At 51.2% G+C, this 19,558-nt stretch carries 14 protein-coding genes; 8 read left to right on the forward strand and 6 right to left on the reverse strand.

Features of this window, described 5'->3' with window-relative positions; all coding sequences use genetic code 11:
• Positions 1 to 183 precede the first annotated feature (183 nt).
• From W01_RS07150 to W01_RS07170, 6 genes are all read left to right on the forward strand, one after another.
• On the forward strand, positions 184 to 726 hold the full coding sequence (locus W01_RS07150; RefSeq protein ID WP_173053358.1) for an REP-associated tyrosine transposase: 543 nt from the start codon (positions 184 to 186) through the stop codon (positions 724 to 726).
• Between the two features lie 157 nt (positions 727 to 883).
• A complete protein-coding gene (gene lptM / locus W01_RS14190) occupies positions 884 to 1,012 on the forward strand; it encodes an LPS translocon maturation chaperone LptM (RefSeq protein WP_242006904.1) in 129 nt (42 codons plus the stop codon).
• Positions 1,009 to 2,256 carry a diaminopimelate decarboxylase gene (gene lysA, locus W01_RS07155; RefSeq protein ID WP_173053360.1) on the forward strand — a complete coding sequence of 416 codons (1,248 nt, stop codon included), beginning with the start codon at positions 1,009 to 1,011 and terminating at the stop codon, positions 2,254 to 2,256. The genes lptM and lysA overlap by 4 nt, the downstream gene beginning before the upstream one ends.
• A gap of 266 nt (positions 2,257 to 2,522) precedes the next feature.
• A complete protein-coding gene (locus W01_RS07160) occupies positions 2,523 to 4,562 on the forward strand; it encodes a C1 family peptidase (protein ID WP_173053362.1) in 2,040 nt (679 codons plus the stop codon).
• 589 nt (positions 4,563 to 5,151) lie between these two features.
• Positions 5,152 to 6,408: a putative Na+/H+ antiporter gene (locus W01_RS07165; protein WP_198421260.1), complete on the forward strand. Its 1,257-nt coding sequence runs from the start codon at positions 5,152 to 5,154 to the stop codon at positions 6,406 to 6,408.
• 131 nt (positions 6,409 to 6,539) lie between these two features.
• On the forward strand, positions 6,540 to 7,952 hold the full coding sequence (locus W01_RS07170; protein WP_173053364.1) for an eCIS core domain-containing protein: 1,413 nt from the start codon (positions 6,540 to 6,542) through the stop codon (positions 7,950 to 7,952).
• 328 nt (positions 7,953 to 8,280) lie between these two features.
• On the opposite strand, the gene W01_RS07175 is transcribed toward W01_RS07170, so the two are convergent.
• From W01_RS07175 to W01_RS07200, 6 genes are all read right to left on the reverse strand, one after another.
• Complete coding sequence (locus tag W01_RS07175; RefSeq protein ID WP_173053366.1) at positions 8,281 to 9,612, reverse strand: four-carbon acid sugar kinase family protein; 1,332 nt, start codon at positions 9,610 to 9,612, stop codon at positions 8,281 to 8,283.
• Positions 9,613 to 9,715: 103 nt separating this feature from the next.
• Entirely contained in the window at positions 9,716 to 10,600 is an 885-nt protein-coding gene (locus W01_RS07180) for a PLP-dependent cysteine synthase family protein (RefSeq protein WP_173053368.1), read from the reverse strand.
• Positions 10,601 to 11,067: 467 nt separating this feature from the next.
• Positions 11,068 to 11,808: a TorD/DmsD family molecular chaperone gene (locus W01_RS07185; RefSeq protein ID WP_173053178.1), complete on the reverse strand. Its 741-nt coding sequence runs from the start codon at positions 11,806 to 11,808 to the stop codon at positions 11,068 to 11,070.
• A 67-nt stretch (positions 11,809 to 11,875) separates the two neighbouring features.
• Complete coding sequence (locus W01_RS07190; RefSeq protein ID WP_173053180.1) at positions 11,876 to 12,997, reverse strand: ethylbenzene dehydrogenase-related protein; 1,122 nt, start codon at positions 12,995 to 12,997, stop codon at positions 11,876 to 11,878.
• A gap of 7 nt (positions 12,998 to 13,004) precedes the next feature.
• Positions 13,005 to 14,162 carry a 4Fe-4S dicluster domain-containing protein gene (locus W01_RS07195; protein WP_173053182.1) on the reverse strand — a complete coding sequence of 386 codons (1,158 nt, stop codon included), beginning with the start codon at positions 14,160 to 14,162 and terminating at the stop codon, positions 13,005 to 13,007.
• Positions 14,163 to 14,240: 78 nt separating this feature from the next.
• Positions 14,241 to 17,750, reverse strand: a complete 3,510-nt coding sequence (locus W01_RS07200) for a molybdopterin-dependent oxidoreductase (RefSeq protein WP_173053370.1) — start codon at positions 17,748 to 17,750, stop codon at positions 14,241 to 14,243.
• A 602-nt stretch (positions 17,751 to 18,352) separates the two neighbouring features.
• Here W01_RS07200 and W01_RS07205 point away from each other — a divergent pair.
• Together W01_RS07205 and W01_RS07210 are read left to right on the forward strand one after the other, a co-directional pair.
• Positions 18,353 to 18,616 (forward strand): hypothetical protein, encoded by a 264-nt coding sequence (locus tag W01_RS07205; RefSeq protein WP_173053372.1) that lies wholly within the window; start codon positions 18,353 to 18,355, stop codon positions 18,614 to 18,616.
• A gap of 142 nt (positions 18,617 to 18,758) precedes the next feature.
• The gene (locus W01_RS07210) at positions 18,759 to 19,490 is read left to right on the forward strand and encodes an AraC family transcriptional regulator (protein WP_242006905.1); all 732 of its coding nucleotides are present in this window, start codon (positions 18,759 to 18,761) and stop codon (positions 19,488 to 19,490) included.
• Positions 19,491 to 19,558: the final 68 nt, after the last annotated feature.

The following is a 19,558-nucleotide window of genomic DNA, read 5'->3' on the forward strand; positions in this document are numbered from 1 at the left end:
ACATCGGCCTAACCTCTCAGTCAACCGGTCAGCCCAAAAGCTGCGCTTTTGGGTCCTCCGCGCTTCGCGCTCCGGCTGTCGGTTACCTTGAACGTTTAGCGCGCATGGTGCCGAATTTATGAGCCATGTAGGGTGGGCACGTCTTTGTGCCCACGCGAATTCGTCATTTTGGAGTAGACAGCTATGTTACGTTATCGCCGCGCAATGGCTGCTGGCTCAAGCTATTTCTTTACGGTAGTCGCTTACCGGCGGCAGTCGATTCTGTGTGACGAAGCGATTCGCAACGCATTGCGCGCCTCAATCGAAACGGTGCGTGTGGCGCGTCCTTTTGTCATTGATGCATGGGTATTGTTGCCTGACCATTTACATTGCGTGTGGACATTACCTGACGGTGATGCCGATTTTTCCACCCGTTGGATGATAATCAAGCGAGCCGTTTCTTTGGCCTGCAGAGAAAATTATCGTCGTGCCGACTGGGTAACTGCATCAAAACTCAAACATCGCGAATCGACTATCTGGCAACGGCGATTTTGGGAACACCAAATTCGTGATGAAAATGATTTTGCCCGCCATGTTGATTACATTCATTTCAATCCAGTTAAACACGGGTATGTACAACGTGCGGTTGATTGGCCTCATTCGACATTTCACCGCTATATGCGTGATGGGGTTTATGCGCATGACTGGGCTATTGCGATGGAAAGTGCGGTGCTGGGGTATGATTGACGCTGCCCGCGTGGGCACAAAAACGTGCCCACCCTACCACTGATAAAAACTGCGACCTTGCGACCACTACCTCGGCGTGTTGATGAAATTCAATTTCAGTCACTTCCAGTCTTGCCTTTATAATCCCGTTTTGTTCCATTTTAGTGAGAATACAATCATGCGTATGACCGGTATTATGGTGCTGTTGGCACTCCTGTTGCAGAGCTGTGGGCACAAGGGGCCGCTATTTTTGCCACCAGCGCAGCCTGCTATCCAGCCACTTCCTGATCAAAACAAACAGCTATGAACGATTATTTCAAATATCAGAGTAACCAGCTTTATGCCGAACAAGTATCTCTGGCTGATATCGCACAGCGATTTGGTACGCCATGCTATGTGTACTCACACGGTGCGCTAACCGATAGCTATCACCAGTTTGCTGAGGCATTCAAAGAACGCGAGCATCTGATCTGTTACGCGGTAAAGGCCAACCCCAATATCGCCATCCTGAATCTATTTGCTAAATTGGGGGCCGGCTTTGATATCGTTTCCGGTGGCGAATTACAGCGTGTGCTCGCGGCTGGCGGCGCAGCGAATAAAGTGGTGTTTTCCGGTGTGGGCAAGACAGTGGCAGAAATGCAGCTGGCCTTGGAAGCCGGAATTCTGTGCTTTAACGTGGAATCGGAAGCGGAACTCACACGCCTGAATGAAGTAGCCAGACAAATCAACAAGGTGGCATCGGTCAGTCTGCGCGTGAATCCCGACGTGGATGCCAAGACGCATCCTTATATTTCCACCGGCTTGAAACAAAACAAGTTTGGCATCGCGTATACAGAAGCGCTGGCGTTATACCGCAAGGCGAGCGGGCTACCGCATCTGCGCGTGCTAGGCATGGATTGCCACATCGGTTCGCAATTGACCGAACTCAGCCCCTTTATCGCAGCGACAGAAAAAATGCTGGTGCTGGTAAACGCGCTGGAAAGTGAGGGAATTCATCTTGAGCATCTCGATATGGGCGGTGGACTCGGTATCCGTTATCTGGACGAAACCCCGCCTGCCATTGCCGATTATGCCGGTGCGCTACTGAGTGCTTTGCGAGGACGCAGCGAAAAAATCATTATTGAGCCGGGACGGGTGCTGGTTGGCAATGCCGGCGTGCTGCTGACCAAGGTTGAATATCTCAAACATGGCGAAGAAAAACACTTCGCCATCGTCGATGCGGCGATGAACGATCTGATGCGCCCAGCCTTATACGATGCCTATCATCACATTCAGCCAGTACAGCCAGGTAATATGCCTGCGCACCAATATGAAGTAGTGGGACCGGTATGCGAAACCGGCGACTTCCTTGGGAATGCCCGTCAACTGGCTATCTCGCAGGGTGATCTGGTTGCGGTGATGTCGGCTGGCGCCTATGGCATGAGCATGAGTTCAAACTACAACACACGCCCCCGTGCAGCCGAAGTGATGGTGGCCGGCGAAGTCATGCAACTTATCCGTGAACGCGAAACGGTGCAGCAGTTATTTGCCGGCGAAAAACTTTTTTGTTAGCAACAAAAATATTTGTTGCGTACCATCTTCAGGAGATGGCTAATTATTGAAACTCTCCACGAGAGAGCTTCAAATCAAAAATAAGGAAATTGCTTATTCTCTTTTTTATAGCTGTCGGTCTATTATGCTGCTAGAAGATCTTCCCGCTACACGCCATCTCTTACGATCAACAAACAAGCGCTGCAAGCTGACGTTATCTTCTCCCCAACTTGATGGTTGGGATTACCCTTAAGTGTGAGTTTGACTCTATAAACAGGAGAATACCCATGGTAAAGAAACGTGTCGCCACCCCAGCACCTCGATCTGTAGCAGCAGTGGCCAAAGAATCTGCCCCAAAAACCACGCGCCCGGAATCCGAATCCAGACGTGTAGAGCCAGATGAAAGAAGTGTAGCGAAAAAAATTAGCAGAACGCTGGATGCTTTCCCTGACAAAATTGATCTTAAAGACTGGGAATATCTGCCGACGCTGCAGGCTTTGCCTGACGAGATTGTTAACATCCACGCTGTTCCAGCCATTCTTGATCAGCGCGCGGAAGGCGCGTGTACGGGTTTTGCCCTTGCGGCAGTGATCAATTTCTTACTCCATCAACGCAAGCTCAAGCGTCTCATCAGTCCGCGCATGATTTATGAACTTGCCCGCCGCTATGATGAATGGCCGGGAGATAACTATTCTGGATCCTCGGCGCGGGGTGCCATGAAGGGTTGGGAGCGCCACGGCGTATGTACACAAAAACTCTGGCCTGACAATCTGCATGGTGCTGACAATTTTGATCAAGAGCGTGCCGATAAAGCAACCCTGACACCAGGCGGAGCTTATTATCGAGTCGATTTCAGGCAGGTTCGTCATGTGCATGCGGCCATTCATGAAGTCGGCATCGTGTATGCCACATTAATGGTACATGCCGGATGGGGTGAGCCCGGCCCTTCCGCCGTTTCACTCCAAGCGGGTGTCGGCAGTAAATCCAAAGAAATAAAAATTCCCGTGATCCAGCGTAAGGGAAGCGCAGATGGTGGGCATGCGATCGCCCTTGTCGGCTACACCTCTCAAGGTTTCATAATCCAGAATTCATGGGGGAAGGGCTGGGGTAAAGGTGGGTTTGCCTTGTTGCCGTACGAAGACTTCATGATTCATGCCACCGACGTTTGGGTCGCGCAGCTCGGTGTGCCGGTAAAGGCGGATCTGTGGGCTCAGGGCGCGGCGGATGTCACGAGCGGAACCTTCCGCGCGGGACAAGTTATCCCCCTGAACGAGATTCGGCCGTACGTAATCGACGTTGGGAACAACGGTAAACTCTCTGATCAGGGTAACTACTGGACCACGGAAGAAGACTTGAAAAGATTATTTCTGGAAACTATTCCGACCAAAACCAAGGCTTGGGCAAAACGACGCGTGATGTTATATATTCATGGAGGCCTGAATAGCGAAGAGGATGTCGCCAAAAGAATCATCGCATTTCGCGACGTTTGTCTTGCTAACGAAATTTACTCTCTGCATATAATGTGGGAGAGCGATTGGTTTAATACCACCAAGAACATTCTCAAGGATCAATTCGCTGCAGCTGATGAGCGCGCGGGCGGCGCATTTCTTGACCACCTGCGCGAGGCGAAAGATCGGGTGCTTGAATTAACCTTAGCCACCCCAGGCGGAAAGCTGTGGGGAGAAATGGTTCAAAACGCTGAGCTCGCTTCCAAACAAGCGACAGGCGCCATGCAGCTCCTCACAAAATATGCGAAAGAAGCCAAAGAAAGTCTTGGCAAGAAAGCAGAAGGCAATTGGGAACTGCATGTGGTTGGACACAGCGCCGGCTCAATATTCGCAGCACATGCCATTACGCAACTGGCCAGTCTGGGCATATCCTGGAAAACGCTCCAATTCATGGCGCCAGCAATTCGGATAGATCTGTTCAAAGAAATAGTACTGCCCAAGATAATCGATAAGACCTGTCCCAAGCCCAGTTTGTATATCCTGAGTAAGGTGGGCGAACTCGACGATGATGTCGGCCCTTACGGAAAATCCCTTCTTTATTTGGTCAGCAATGCCTTCGAAGGAACTCGGGAAGTACCCTTGCTCGGCATGCAAAAATTTCTTGAAGAGGATCCAAAATTACTGAACCTACTCAATAGCGCAGTCGATGGCCTGCCTGGCATCGTTATATCCGGGGCAGGAGACAAACCCGGCGCAATATCTAAAAGCGAGACCCACGGTGGCTTTGACAACGATCCCAATACCATGAACTCGGTTCTTGTCCGAATTCTTGGTGAAGTGCCCAAGACTCCTTTCACCGCTCGAGATCTGCATTTCTAGATCAGTATTGATAAATTGGCGCTGATTCAGTAGTGCCTATGTGAAGCCATATATATCAGGATATCAATATGAAACTGAGATTTTATACTCTAATAATGTGTTCATTTTTTTGTATTTCAGCGTTCGCTGCTCCAGCTTCATGGTACCAATGGAAAAGTAAATTAAATAACGAACGGTTCTGCGCACAAACTTCTCCAGGCGCGGGCTGGGAACAGGATAGTGACCCCTACAAAGATGCTCGTTGTGAAATTCGCACCGTCGTCAAAAATAACGTTTCACCTTCCAAGCCCGACATTAAGTCACGGCTTCCGCAATAACGTGTAACAATCAAAATTGTTATCGGAATCAGTAAGGAGCGCAAAACCATTTGCCAAGGCATAAAAGCGTGCGCTTGTCGCTCCACTGTCGCCATGAAACGATCAGCTTCTCCAGTTACTATTAGCATTATGAAGAGATTGTCCTGATCATTACCCTTGATCATTTCTTTCGATACTTCACATTTCCCATCACGCGAATGTCAGGACGGCCAATAAAAAGTCCGAGTGCTTTATGATGCACGCACAATCGACAATGAACGAAAGATATCGACATGGAAATTAATACCATGCAAGCAATTGGTGCGGGACTTTTTGCCTGCGCGTTGTTACATACATTTGCCGCAAAATCATTAGAAAGTCTCGCCTACCGTTACCCTCGACACGCAGGCCTATTTCATCTGTTAGGCGAAGTCGAGGTGGTTTTCGGATTCTGGGCATTCGTTCTGATTGTCGCGATGGCGCTGGTGTCAGGTGGAGCGGAAGCCATTACTTATGCTGAGTCACGCCAATATACAGAGCCTCTGTTCGTGTTTGTCGTGATGGTGGTAGCTGCCTCCCGGCCAATACTGGAGATCGTCAGGCACTTACTCGTATTAGTGGCACGCCTGACACCAGTACGTACTAACCTGGCGTTAGCTTGGCTGGGCTTGGCTGCCGTACCATTGCTGGGCTCGCTGATTACCGAACCCGCTGCCATGACACTTGCCGCATTAATGCTGGCACCACAAATTTTTCGGCAAGGAATTCCGGAATGGCTTAAATATGGAGCATTGGGCGTACTGTTTGTTAATGTTTCAATCGGTGGCACGCTGACGTCATACGCTGCACCACCGGTACTCATGGTTGCTTCGGCATGGAACTGGGACACTGCATTTATGGCGTCCACTTTTGGCTGGAAATCAGGCCTTGCCGTGCTGATTAACGCAACGGGAATCACATTCTTGCTGCGCTCGCATCTTCACGAAGAGGCTCTATCCATCATTGACAATCCCGCGCCCCAGGTTCCCTTACTGGTCAGCGCAATCCACTTGATATTTTTGGCCGCTGTCGTCACCTTGGCCCATCATCCTGTGCTATTTTTGGGATTATTCCTGTTGTTTCTCGGGTATACACAAGCCTATGAAAAATATCAAAACCCTCTGATTCTCAAGGAGGGCTTGCTAGTTGGTTTTTTTCTGGCTGGATTGGTCGTTTTAGGCGGTATGCAGCAATGGTGGCTGCAACCCATCGTTTCCAGTCTCGGCCCGACGGCCTTATTCTTTGGTGCCCTCGGACTGACCGCTATTACCGACAATGCGGCGCTCACTTATCTAGGCTCATTGATTGCCGGCATCTCAGATCAAGCAAAGTATATGCTGGTTGCGGGAGCAGTAGCCGGAGGAGGGTTGACCGTGATTGCCAATGCGCCTAATCCAGCCGGAGTGGCGCTACTCAGACGTGGCTTTAACGACGAATCGATTGGGGCTGTTGGCTTGCTGCTGGGTGCGCTGCCGCCGACTGCTGTTGCGGCGTTATTTTTTCTGTTATAGAAATTTAGAGGTAAAAAATACTCTCGCGCTGTTGCCGTGCTGTGCCAAGTAATGTGAACGACCAGTTAATACTGCGCGGATTTAATGTTGTTTGATTGGCCCTGAATTTTTGCTTGTATCGAAAAAGGGAAATGGAAATGCACACCTTTACGCCAAAAAGAAATCAACAACCGGTAACCTCCAGACTTGTCCCTGTAGCAAAACTGGTCGTTAGTTCTCCCGGCGATCGACACGAGCAGGAGGCCGAGCGCCTGGCCGAGCGGGTCACACGACTGTCTGGCCCCCTGATGCAACCGGCAGCCGGGACTACCCCTGCCAGCGGCGCAACGCTTCCGGATGAACTACGCTCTTATTTTGAACCACGTTTCGGGCATGATTTCAGCCGCGTGCGCGTGCATACAGATGCGCGCGCAGCCCACTCCGCCCAGGCCTTGGGAGCCCAGGCTTATACGCTCGGAAATAACATGGTGCTTGGCGCGGGACAGTATGCGCCACACACCGGCGCAGGCAGGCAGTTGCTGGCACACGAACTGGCACACGTCGTGCAGCAGGATAATGGCAGCGTCCCACCCATGATCCAGCGTCGGCTGTTGGTCACAGGTAGCAAGAAGGATATCCAGGCCGCCCTGTACCTGCTCGAGCCGGCCAGCGGCTTTACCCTGCAGCATGACCCGAAGACCCACGAGGTTACGATCACGGCTTCAAAGCTCAAGCCGCAGTCGTTCGTGCTGGCCGGCCAGCTGGCCACCATTATGAGCGACCCCAAACAGGATGCCGAGATCCATCTTGGCCAGGATCAGCCTGGCGTAAGCTTTGGAGCGTTTCCTGGCAGTTCGCAAGCACTCGATGATAATCCGGTACAAGAGATTCGTATCGACCAGATGATGGCGTTGGAGCGGGATGTACCCGGTGCCGGCGTGGCGAAGATGGCACACGAGATTGTTGAAAATTATGCTGGCCATGATCCGAAAGTAAAGGAAAATGCTTGGCAGTTTGCCTTTGGCGAAGCGCATAACAGAGCCCTGGATGTGGAAAACGCTATCGAGAGTGAACTGGGGCATCCTGGCGCCCGCCGCAATAGTTTTTCGGTGACCATCAACCCCGGCAAAGGAAAGCCGCCCTTCTTCAGGGAGATCGAAGATCGTGGGACTCATTTCCTTGTTTTGGATAAATCCAGCGATAAGGGCATTGTGTCGAACGCCCGCCGTGTGCCACGCGTCCGGGTGGCAAGCTACACCATCAATGGCTTTGTGGCCAATTCCACTACCCTGCCGAAAACGGCTGCTGCGAACTTGGCCGCTATTGTGAAAGACCTCAAGAAAAACCCGACCGCCTCGGCATTTGTAGAAGGCTTTGCCAGCCTCGGAAAGACGGCAGACGAAAATGCGCGCTTGGCGGATAAATGGGCGTTTGAGGTGCGTGATCAGGTGATTCTTCTGGCGAAAGACCAAACGGGCGTAAGCTGGCATCGCTTCGAAACGATCGGCCAGCCCGACAAATCCCGCAACAGCGTGGTGGTCACCATCGACCGCCCAGACATATAGCCTCACTCATCGTGGATAGGGTGAAACACATAGCATGGAAAGATTAGGTAGCAGGATGATGGACGTATCATCTCGAAGTTCTGGCCATAACTGATGCCTCAAGGGGCGATCGGTGATGAATTTTTAAAGGTGCTCTTATAAAGGTTTCCTGATTAGCCACGCTAATGAAGCGTTCAGGAAAGGACAAAATTACTAACGATGCTCGAAGCAGTCTGATTTTTTCCGCAAGCTACCCAGAATTCACGCAAAACGGATGAAGAACCTGGGCAGTTGAACCCACAAACCAAAAAACCAAATGTTTGCAAATGGGGAGGAGCCCCATATACGGTTATCCTGTCTCGATCAAACGGCGATAAGCCGCGGCCAATGCATCATCATCACCGACATTACCAGGAAAAATTACCACCAACATCTCGGCATAGCGCGGATGATCGGACGGGCAGCGCACCACTGAGCAGCCCGGTAGAATCTGCCCGAGTACCCGCGAAACCTTGAGCGCAAGCCCAACGGACAGCACGTCGTTCGAAGTGATGCCGCCTTTGCTGATGAGAAAGCCCAGTGTGGTCGGCAAGCCGCGTACCACGTCCATCAGAAACGCGGAAACTTGTTCGCCAAATGCCAAACGCGCGGCTTGGTCGGCAAAGCGACGTTCTGCGCGGCTGGTATAAATCACCGGTGTTGTACCGGCAGCGTGGGCAAGTGCGGCTTGATGCAATACTTCCTGCAATAGGTCGGAGCGTTCCGTGGCGATATGATCCACGTCCACCTCAATGGCAATGATGCCCGATTCTTTCAACAGCTTATTCAGTTGTGCCGTGGTCTTCTTGACATGCGAACCGACGATCACTGCACCGGGTTTGCCGTTACGCACGTACTGGCGCATGGCGCTGGCAGCCACAGGCTGAGACGGTAGTTGCGCCAGTGCGGCGAACAGGCTGGCGGCAGAGCGAAACAGAAAGCGCTTGCCACTGGCGACAGCAGTTTTCAATTGAGCGGCAAAGTAATTTAGGTCGGCCTGGGTTTCCGCATCCACTACACAGCACACGTTGTCATGCAGTCCCATCAAGCGCGCCGAGACATCACCACGTATTTGAGCGAGCAGAAAACGCTCGACCTGATTCGCTTTGATGCGGCCGGCGGTTTTTTCCTCGACATAATCGGGCAGGTAGCTGGTGGAATAGCCGAACACTGAGTCGCGCGCGAATTCGGTCTGGTGTACCGGTATGGCCACGCCATCGGCCATCAGATACTGAATGCTGTCGCGAGTGAAACGACCGCCTTCAAAAAAGGCCGGAATCAGGAAGTGCGCGTCGAAACCTGTAGCGCCGCCCAACTCTTCGCTCATTACATCGGTTTCCACCGGGTAATGACTACGCAGCGTGGAATCGAGACGGCTGACGAAAATCGGATTGAAATACAGCCCTTGTGCGGTCAGGCTGGTCAAGGTCAGTTTGAGGTTGCGGCACACTTCGCGCGTCACCATAGCGGCACGCAGCGCAGTCATGCCACGGGTGTTGGTGAGCACGAAGAAGAGCGGCGCGTCATCCAGCAACGCGGCACGCAGCGTGTCCTGATCCCAACGAGTCAGCAGTAAACAGGAATGCACCGTCTGTGAGCCGGTCGGACCATCGTCGAGCACGATAATCTTGGTTTCAGTCATTCCGGTTCTACTCTTTCTAAATGCTGGCGAGAGTATTCATTCCAGATTGTCCATTAACCCCTATATTTCCAGTTCAGCTCGTGGAATTTCACTCCAGGCACTGTCATAGCCAATAGTCATTGATGTACTTCTCGCCCTTGTCGCAAAAGAATGTAACGACATGTTCGATTTTGTGCCGCTCGCGTAATTTCTTCGCAGCAATCATGTGCGCGCCGGATGATGGCCCGACGAAAAGGCCATGTTCCCGCGCCAGGCGGCGCATCTCCTGCACAGATTCTACGGACTCGACCGCAATGACTTCATCCAGCAGCGCACGGTGGCGTTCAATAATACCGGGTACAAACCCGTCGGCGATTCCCTCGATCAGGTGTTTGCCGATCTCGCCACAGAGTATCGTGCATGACTCACTGGGTTCAAGCGCGACAACTTTGCACGTCGGGTTAATTGCCTTAAATGCCTGACCTACGCCGATAATTGTGCCGCCGGTACCAACACCACCAACAACCGCATCAGGGAGCACGCCCGCAGGAAGCTGCGCCAGAATTTCTGGCCCTAACCATTCGCGGTTCTCATCTACATTCCATTCGTTATCGAATTGCTGGGGGGCAAAATAACCGGGCAAACTACCCAGTTTTCTAACTTCGGCCAGCGCATCCGTAACATGGAAATCACCGATGATGCGTACTTCGGCACCATAAGCACGCGAGATCGCGGTACGTTCACGGCTCAATCCATTGGGCATTAACACCAGCATCTTGTAGCCTTTGACAGCGGCCACCATACTCATCGCGTTGCCGGTATTACCGCTACTCGCTTCCACGATCGTGTCGCCCGGTTTCAGTAAACCTTCACTTTCGGCACGCTCTATCATATATTTTGCAATACGCGCCTTGATGGATCCGGACGGATTAAGAAATTCCAACTTAACCCAGATCCCTTCAATCTGAATTAGTGGGGTTGAGCCGATAGCATCTAAAATAGTTTGCATAATTGAATTCAATCAAAAGTTGAGAATATAAAACCCGTCATTCCCGCATAGGTAGAAATCCAATTAGTAACAAGTTTTCGTTACACAGGACAAAAATCCTGAAAAATCGCTGGATTCCCATCGCAGCCTGCCCTCGAATCTTATAGTCGGTGGCGGAAATGATGGCAACTTAAAATTATATAGTATATGGAAGCCTCTGGTCTTTAGCATCAAACCTCCCACACCTATTTTCGCTTAATGCGATGCTTTCATGCCCGACCAACATATAACGCGATTCTCACGGTTGCCCGCGTAAACAGGCGGGTAGATCGTCATGGCTGATCTGCAATTTGCCTTCCGGTTCAAGCCGATTAAGAGCCTGTTCTGGACTAACGTTTCTCGAATCAACCCCTCAACTTCTACCCAACTATTCGATGAGCATGGCTCGTCATTGGGACAGGCTGGCGCTCATCACATTAGCAACCCCCCTAATGCAGCGGCAACGGCTCATCCATTTCGTTACCGGTCTGTTGAGGACAATCCACCGGTCCCTCATAATCAGATTTGGGCAATTCTTTTATTCGGCTGTCTACTTCAATGCCAAAGAACTTGAGTTCCGAACCCATGAACTTTGATAACAACAGACCCAGGTTCCGGTAATAGGCTTCATTCGCTCTCGCCGCCAGATTTTCACCGAACACGCCGGTCCATTTCCCGATATGCTGCTCAAGAAACCGTCTTTCCGCAGACAGGCAGATATCGATATTTTCTTCCATCGCCTGGTCCAGGGCATAGGCGATCTTCAATTCCAGAAAGCTCATGAACTCAAGCTCGACGGTGATCTGATCAAATGAAACCCCGGCATCGTCTTTCATCACAAAACCAAAGGCTTTATAGAAGCCACTGATGTCGCCCAGAATATTCGGCTGATTGAAGCTGTTTTTCCCATAGGTGGTTTCACTCGACGGGCAAAACATACGGGTTAAAAACATTTCGGTAAAATCCGGCTGGAGCGCGGTCACGTCGACGGTCTCGATCAGACTGGTAAAGGCCTGGTACTCTTCCTTCATATCATAAGGAAGCAGGTTGATTGAACTATCCAGATCGGCGGCAAGTTCGTGCAAAGTGGCGAGTCTATCTTTGTCTGGATAGACAAAGGCCATTGATAAAAACCTGTAAACATCTGCCCTCGCGAGGGCCAACTCTGTTTCCGATTTCGTCGTTAACATTCTATCCCCTTAAATAAAAAGTGGGGCGGCGTTTTAACGCCGCCCCCCTCATGTCAATCAATTACGACTATTCAATTTCAAGCGGTATCCAGCCTCCGTTTGAATAGTTCTTGCGTGGTCCCCTGTTGCCGCCAGCGCCATTATTGTGATTTTTGCCATCCCAGGCAGCAATCGCCATCATGGTTTTGGAGCCAGGCTTCAGCACGGCATCCTGAGCATCACCGGAGTTTAACGGACGTTTGATGACAACCGACCAGTAGCCAAACCGTCTGACGCCATTGGCGGTTGCATTATTCTGAGCCTGCCGGGTCAGTGTTCCGTAGCCAACCGCATTGAGCTCTTCCACCGGTGTTAACCGCTCAGGGTCAACTCTGCTGAGGTTTCTGAGCTTGAAGGCCGCCAGATATTGCCGCTGACCTTCATTATAACGTCTGATAGGGGTGTCAATTGTTTGACCAATTGCCGGGATCACTTCCGGATACATATCATAGTTGTAATTGGGGTAAGCATCCCTGACGTCTTGATATCCAAACTCGATATCCCTTTCCCAGGCGGCCTTCCAGTAAACAATGTGAACCGGATTCTCTTCGTCACCCATCATGAAGGAGGGCTCCGATCCTGCATTCACCGGGAACATAATGGCGATCGCATCAGAGAACTTGTCTTCCATGACTTCCGTTTCAGACTTGGTTGCGTCATACCACGTCAACAAGAAGGCAATATCCTTGTCATTATGGATAGACTTGATCTTCACCAAGGGCACGGACGCCACGACTAAACCCGGCATCACGATGTTCTGCGGCCCCATGGGAACTTCAGTGGCCGAAGCATCACTCCAGATCGTGGCCGGGGCTTGCTCCCAGCTTTGATTGTACTGATTATAAGACGTTTCCCTGACTGGATCTTCCTGATGCCAGGTCCGGTTCAGCGGGTCCATCGGGATTTCTCCCTTGACTGCCTTGGACTTGATGACGCCCTCGTTATACGTTTCCCCCCCATCCAGACGGACGGGTGGGAGCCTTTTGAAGGAACCATGGAACGCGTGACCCCCATACTGGCCAGGGTTATCAACCGCAATAATTGGAATCGCCAAATCTTGTGCCGGCCCGTGCGCAGCAGCACTCCCAAAGGCGGGAGTCGCAACCGGAATCATCAAGAGTGACGCAGCTATTAATAGTTTTTTCATCATCCGCCCCTTATGAGTTATTGGTAAGAAATGCGCCGGTCTTCAAGTTCTTGACCTGCCTGATGTAGACAGGCTCAGTCAACGGAACCCGGATAATTTCTTTGCCTTGTGGATCATAACCAACCGTCTCATTACCCTCAAGCTTGAACGTGTCGCAGATCCGTTCAGTCGTTCCAAAGAGTAACAACGCGGCCAGAAGCTCCTTGTCCTTGCCAGCATTCCGGTATTGCTTGATGGAGTTCTCAACGCCGGGGCCAAATACCTGGGACAGGAAATCAGGGTTAACATGAACAGGCGGCAGGTACATGTTGTTCGGCTCAGTACCAAACTGTGGATAGATCGGCAGTGCAATCTTCCGCACGTGCACCAGGAAGTCGATCGGGTTGTTTTCCCGCACTTGCTTGCTGTTGATCTTATCGTAATCGGCTGACTTGAAGCCAAACAGACGGATCTTTCCGATGCATTGCGTCACGCATTGCGTCATCAATCCCGCTTCTACTTTCGGATAGCACGAGATGCACTTTTCACCGGTCCGGGTGGTGTCGTTGTAAAACGACTTCTTGTACGGGCAGGCTGCAACACATTCTCTGTATCCGCGGCAGCGGGACGCATCAATCAACACGATCCCGTCTTCCTGACGCTTGTAGATCGCCTTTCTCGGGCACGCCGCCAGGCAGCCAGGGAAGGTACAGTGGTTACATATCCGCGGGAAGAAAAAACCCCAGTTCTTATGCGTCGGGCCCTTGATATAGTCCCCTTCGCCATCCAGGATCTTAAGACACTCATCTTCACCCAGGTTCGGATGCGCATAGTCCATTTCATCCGGCAGATAGCCCTTGATCCGCTGGTTCATGCCCAGGTCTTCAAAGATCGTCGTGCCGTTGTACTTGTTACCCGACCACGGTTGCGCCTGTTCTCCCAGCAGGGCCAGAACCTTCACATCCCAGGCCAGCGGATAGAATCCATAAGGCTTCGATTCCACGTTATTCCAGAAGATGGTTTCCTGGCCTTTACCGGCCGTCCAGGTCGTTTTGCACGCCATGGTACACGACTGACAGGCGATACATTTATTCAGGTCGAACAGCATCGATACTTGCCGACCTGGCCTGTTTTCTTCGTAGGGGTAATCCATTTCCCTGCCCAGCTGCCAATTTCTAACTTTTGCCATTGTAGATCTCCATTTACAAAATTATTTCACAATTTCAAGAACGCCGCCCCGCTTCAGGGCGGCGGCTGCACACCGTCATTAGCGGCTGATAAACCCGCCCTGGAGATAGGTCCTCATCTGAAGGCTCTCGTAGGTCGGCCGGTAGCCTTTAGCGGCAACATGCCAAACACCGCCGTTGACACCGCCCTTTTCAGCCAGCTCGATCTTCACATACGATTCCTTGGGAGCACCATTGGCGCAGTGGACGTCATTCTGCATCCCGATAATGATTTCCTGCCCGAAGACCTTCTTGTTGGCCACGGTGTCCGTCGTGTTAGTCGGGTTAATCCACGCGCGGGTGCAGCTTTGGTGGTTTCCGGAGCGGAACATGGCCTGATAGTTGGTCCGCGGGCTCTTCGCCAATCCATCCGCCCGGGTCCGCGCACCTTCCATACTGCCATACGTGGCAGCATAGGCGTTGTAGTACATCCGCATGGAACCTTGCGACATACCGGGGAAGTATCTGCATCTGACCATGAACCGGGCCAGCGCGTATTCCGGGGTGCCTTCTTTCCAGCCTTTGTAAGGACGGTCGCCGGGATCCGCATCCACCCAGATATAGTCGCCCTCATCGATACCAAAGCGCTTGGCGTCGAGCGGGTTGACGTCCACGAATCCTTCACCGACGGACGGTTGACGCTTGTCATGACGGTAGATGTCGCCAAACGGTCCCCACCACAGGGTCATCAAGTCCGTATCAATCGGAGTGGTGTGCGCGCCGTGCCGGTACTTCGGTGAATTGAAGCAGAACTCATACCCGTGCGGCCGCAGCGGATGGGTGGTCGCCATCAGCTCTTTGGTCGTCAGGATGACATTTCGACCTTGCCGGTTCTCGGCAATCTTGAGGCTGTTGCCCATTCTTTCCAGACCGCGCATTTCAGGGGTTTCCATCAATGCAAACGCACGGCTGTTACCGACGATGACGTTCGGCTCGTAGTGGCTTGAATCAATCGGGGTACGATACACGGTAAGATTCTCGCCGCCATCAATCAACCGCGGGTCATCCATGTAGAATTCCAACCGACCGCTCTTGGTGTACCAGGGCAAGCCGCCGCCTTCAGCCGTTTGTTCCCAGCCGCTGATTCTCGGATAGGTTCTGGCCATGAAGATGGTCGGAACGCCGCGCTTGGCTTTTTCGCGGATTTCAGCAAAAACCATCCCGCGGGTGGCAGAGCCGGCGTTGAGAACCCGTTGGCCATAAACTTCGGAATCCCGGTCTGCCGGATTGCCGGCCGGGTTGGTGCCCACAAACTTGAAGTAGTCGGCAAACCGTTGATCACCGGTCAGCGCGGTAAAGGCTCTGAAGATGCCAGCAGGCACTTCAGCATCGCCTACGGTATCCTGGAACCGTCTCAACGGGGTGATCGGGGAAACGGTCAGGAACGGGTTGGAGCAGGAGCAGGCCATGTCGGTATGCTTGTTTTCCAACCAGGAGTCCACACCCCAGACGATGTCGGAATATTCGCACGATGCCGTCCAGTTCCAGTCACTGTAGAAGATCGCTTCCCATCTCGGCAGGGTATTGACGACCATGTCGTAGTGACCTTTGGCATTGCCCAGTGAGGAGTTGGAGTTCGCTTGCCACAACACCTTGGTCGGTGCCGGCATATGGCCGGGATCCGTCAGCAACCGGGTTCCGTTCCGTAAAGGCCGATCGCCATAGTTGTAGTAGTGGGCCGATTCGTCATCGGTATAGTGCGCCAATTTGGTGACCATCTTACGGCCATCCAGCTCAGGATTGAACGGATCTTCCAGAAGGTACTGACCAAACCCGCCAAAGACGGACTGTCTGTAGTTACCCACGTAGTTACCAAACGTACATCCGCCAATATGGCCAACGTTATCGCTCAGGGCCGATAACAGCATGAAGCCACGATCCTTCAGGGTCGAATTGAAGTAGTGATTGGTACCCGCACCCGTACTGATGATGCCTTGCCCTCTGTGCTTGTGGAACAGGTTGGCCAGGTCAACAATGGCTTCCATCGGAGCGCCGGTCATGATCGAGGTGTTCTCGGCCGTGAATTCCTCCAGGTATTCTTTTTGCAACTGGAATACCGGTGCCACCTTGATCTTCTTGCCGTCGACCAGGGTCACTTCATACTCGCCGGTCAAGGCCGATTCGACGCCCTTCGCCGCATAGCGCGCGCCGCATTCATCCCGCGTCAGCGGCACGGCTTTGTTGGTCTTCTTATCCCATACTACATTGTCGCCCCAGAACTTGCGGACTTCTTCCGAAACAAAGGCCGTAGCTTGAAAAGCTACCGGTTGCGTCGGTTCTTCACCCGGCTTCATCACCTTGAGATGGTGCGTCAGTTCGGCCAGCTTGTAGTCCGGAAAGATGTCCGAGGCCTTCAGGTTTTTCCAGTTATCCGTTCTGATCAACAGCGGCATGTCCGTATTGGCTCTCAGATAATTCTCGTCGTATTGATTATTCTTGATGAGCAGATGGCACACGCCCAGACCCAGCGCCGGATCCGTACCGGGCCGAATAATAATGACGTCATCCGCCTTGTTCGCGGTCGCGTGATAGTCGATGGAGATGTCGACGATATGGCAACCCTTGAGCCGCGACTCGCTGACCCAATGAAGGTCGGGCATCTTGGTACAGACGAAGTTGTTTCCCCAGAATACAATCAGCTTGGCGTGCTCATAGGCCATGAACTCGTAATCCAACTGTTGGTGACCTGAAACCATAGGACATCCGGGCGCCAGATCGGTATGCCAGGAGTAGCTGTCCATCACTTTGGCGCCACTCGCTTCGTCCGACCCGATATTTCTGACATAGGCGTCCAGCAGTGCCAATCCTTGCGCAAACCGCTTCAGCGAATAGATTCGTAACACGCCCAGGGCGGCCATCCCCGCACGGAATTTCATGACCTTACAGCCGCAGCCGTGCATCGACGCAATCATCTCCGGGTCATAGCCTTGGCGCGTCAGCAATGCAGCGCCTTTGTCGCCGGCATAGGTCCGCGCGATGTTCTCCAATGCGCCAGCGGCCAACGCGTACGCCTCGGTCCAGGGCAGCTTGATGAAGGGCTCTTTGCCGCGTTGCAGATACTTTTGATCGGGGAAGCCGTTTGCGCCCGTCCGCGGATAGCCCGCTTCTACCCAGGCCTTGAAGCCGGCTCTGACCATCGCGCCCTTGGGCCGTCTGTCAGAATAGGCCTTTCTGTTCATGACCATGCCCTTGTTACAGATCCGCGGCTCCCACCGGTGACTGGAACGGTTTCCATCCATATCTTCGGCATCTCCGTAGCCGTACGACGGCGAGATGCGGATGACGACGTCATTCTTTACGTGGGCCTTGAGCAGGCAGTTGTGCGTGTCATTCGGCGCACACAGAAATATAAATTCGCTGTCAACATGGAACATGTCCCGGTAAACCTTCTCCCAGTCTCTATTCGGGTAGGACTTCAGAGGGTTGTCAACGACATACGGCTTCAGAAACGGTGAAGCTGCAAAGGCGTTATTGGCCATTACAGCGAGTCCGGCGGTGGCAGACAGCTTCAGAAAGCTGCGCCTGCCTATGTTGTTCTTGATTTCCATCATTTAGTCACCCCTATGTTAATTTAAATTAAATTAGTTCTTAACTTTTTGTTGATAAATGGGCTGCATTCATCAACAACGATTAATGCCTGTTCCCAATGCAGTAAGTTGTCTGAATTTAGTTCTGCTGATTTTGCTGAGCTGCATAGTCAAAAAGTTCTTAGATTAAGATTCAAAATTGAAAAAAACATCCCGTAAATTATAAAATTGCTATCTCTTCAAAGTTCAATAAATACGTTATAGATAAATCCCAACGCCGAAATAGTATGAGCGTGCTATTTGGGTTTGTATGTATAGCTCCTGACATATAAAAAAATAAATATTGTGCCCATTTCATAACTCATGCACGGCTGATCCTTATTGCCTTCTTAGCAAAGATTTACCTATAAATTTCTAACCAGTAAACCATCACCCGCAAAAAAGTGAGAAGTATCGTAAGCAAGAATGTTGGAGTTCTCATGCCACAAATTTGAACTTGTTCATCACTACACTGTCTCTCGACGGTTCTATCGAAATTTGCATCATTGCTATTGCCCTACACGTAGCTGCATTCATGTTGACTCATCAACCTTTGTATAGGTACGCTATAAAAATGGCGCGCTGTAATGATTATCAAGCGCAATATTTTCATGACTGAGGAAATTGCAACAAAGACAATACAGGCATGGAATACAAATACAGAAGTGCTGGGATTTCTAAAGCTTCAGGATAGGTGCTTTTTGTACTTCGGTAGGCCAAGTAACGGAAGAAATGATCGAACAAAATTTGGAGCAGCATTATTGAAACCTAAGCTGGACAACTATTTCAATAATGAAACTGGGATTAAGACGCGTCGTTTAATTGATGAAAATTTTGTTTCACAATACTAGTCAGTTTTCTTACTCATAAGGACGTTCAACATGTACAGGCTTTTAGGAGGTAATTATTAGCTCTCCCCACAAGCTCGCTCCAGGCGTTTGCGGAAATACGCCTGACCCTGACGAATCTGATCTTCCCGTAGTAACAAAGAGAGTGAGTCCGCCCAAAGGGTGGACAATTGAAACTCACACTCATGAACGGGGGCAATTGCTTTGTATCATTTCCGGCAACATGCGCGTTATTACCGACGAAGGATCCTGGATCACCCCACCTGGCCAGGCATGCTGGGTTCCCAGTGAGGCTAATCATTTGGTAACTTTCTCACAATCCTCAGAGTTTCGAACAATTTCTATTCGCTCTGATCTGCTAACTGACCTTCCCAAAAAATGTTGCGTCATAAAACTTTCTCCATTGCTTAGAGAACTAATTCTTACTGCAATCAAAATTGGTTGGGACTATCGACTTGAAAGCTATGAAGCAAGGCTAATGCAATTGCTTATTGAAAAAATCTCCTTGGAAAAGGAAACCCCATTTTTTATACCCGAAGGCCGCGATTCAAGACTTAAAAAAGTAACATCCGCCATGCATGAAAATGTACGCATAGACTACACTTTAAAGCATTGGGGCAACGTCGCAGGCGCTAGTCCAAGAACCCTGGCCCGACTGTTTGAACTCGAAATGGGAATGTCATTTTCAACTTGGAGACAACAACTATGCCTTCTACGCGCCATAGAAATGCTGCTTAAAGGGCAAAGCATAACTACTACGGCGTTTATGCTTGGGTATAGTAGTGCGGGCAATTTTACATCTATGTTTACTCAAGCAATGAGTAAATCACCCACTGCTTATCTTAGAGAATGGAACATTGACAAAGAAATTCTTTGAAATAAATTATAGGCAACAATTGGAGGCTCCAAAAAAGATTAATTGCTTGTCGGACTCTGCTCTTTAAT

It is taken from the genome of Candidatus Nitrotoga sp. AM1P (genome assembly GCF_013168275.1).
Classification (GTDB): domain Bacteria; phylum Pseudomonadota; class Gammaproteobacteria; order Burkholderiales; family Gallionellaceae; genus Nitrotoga.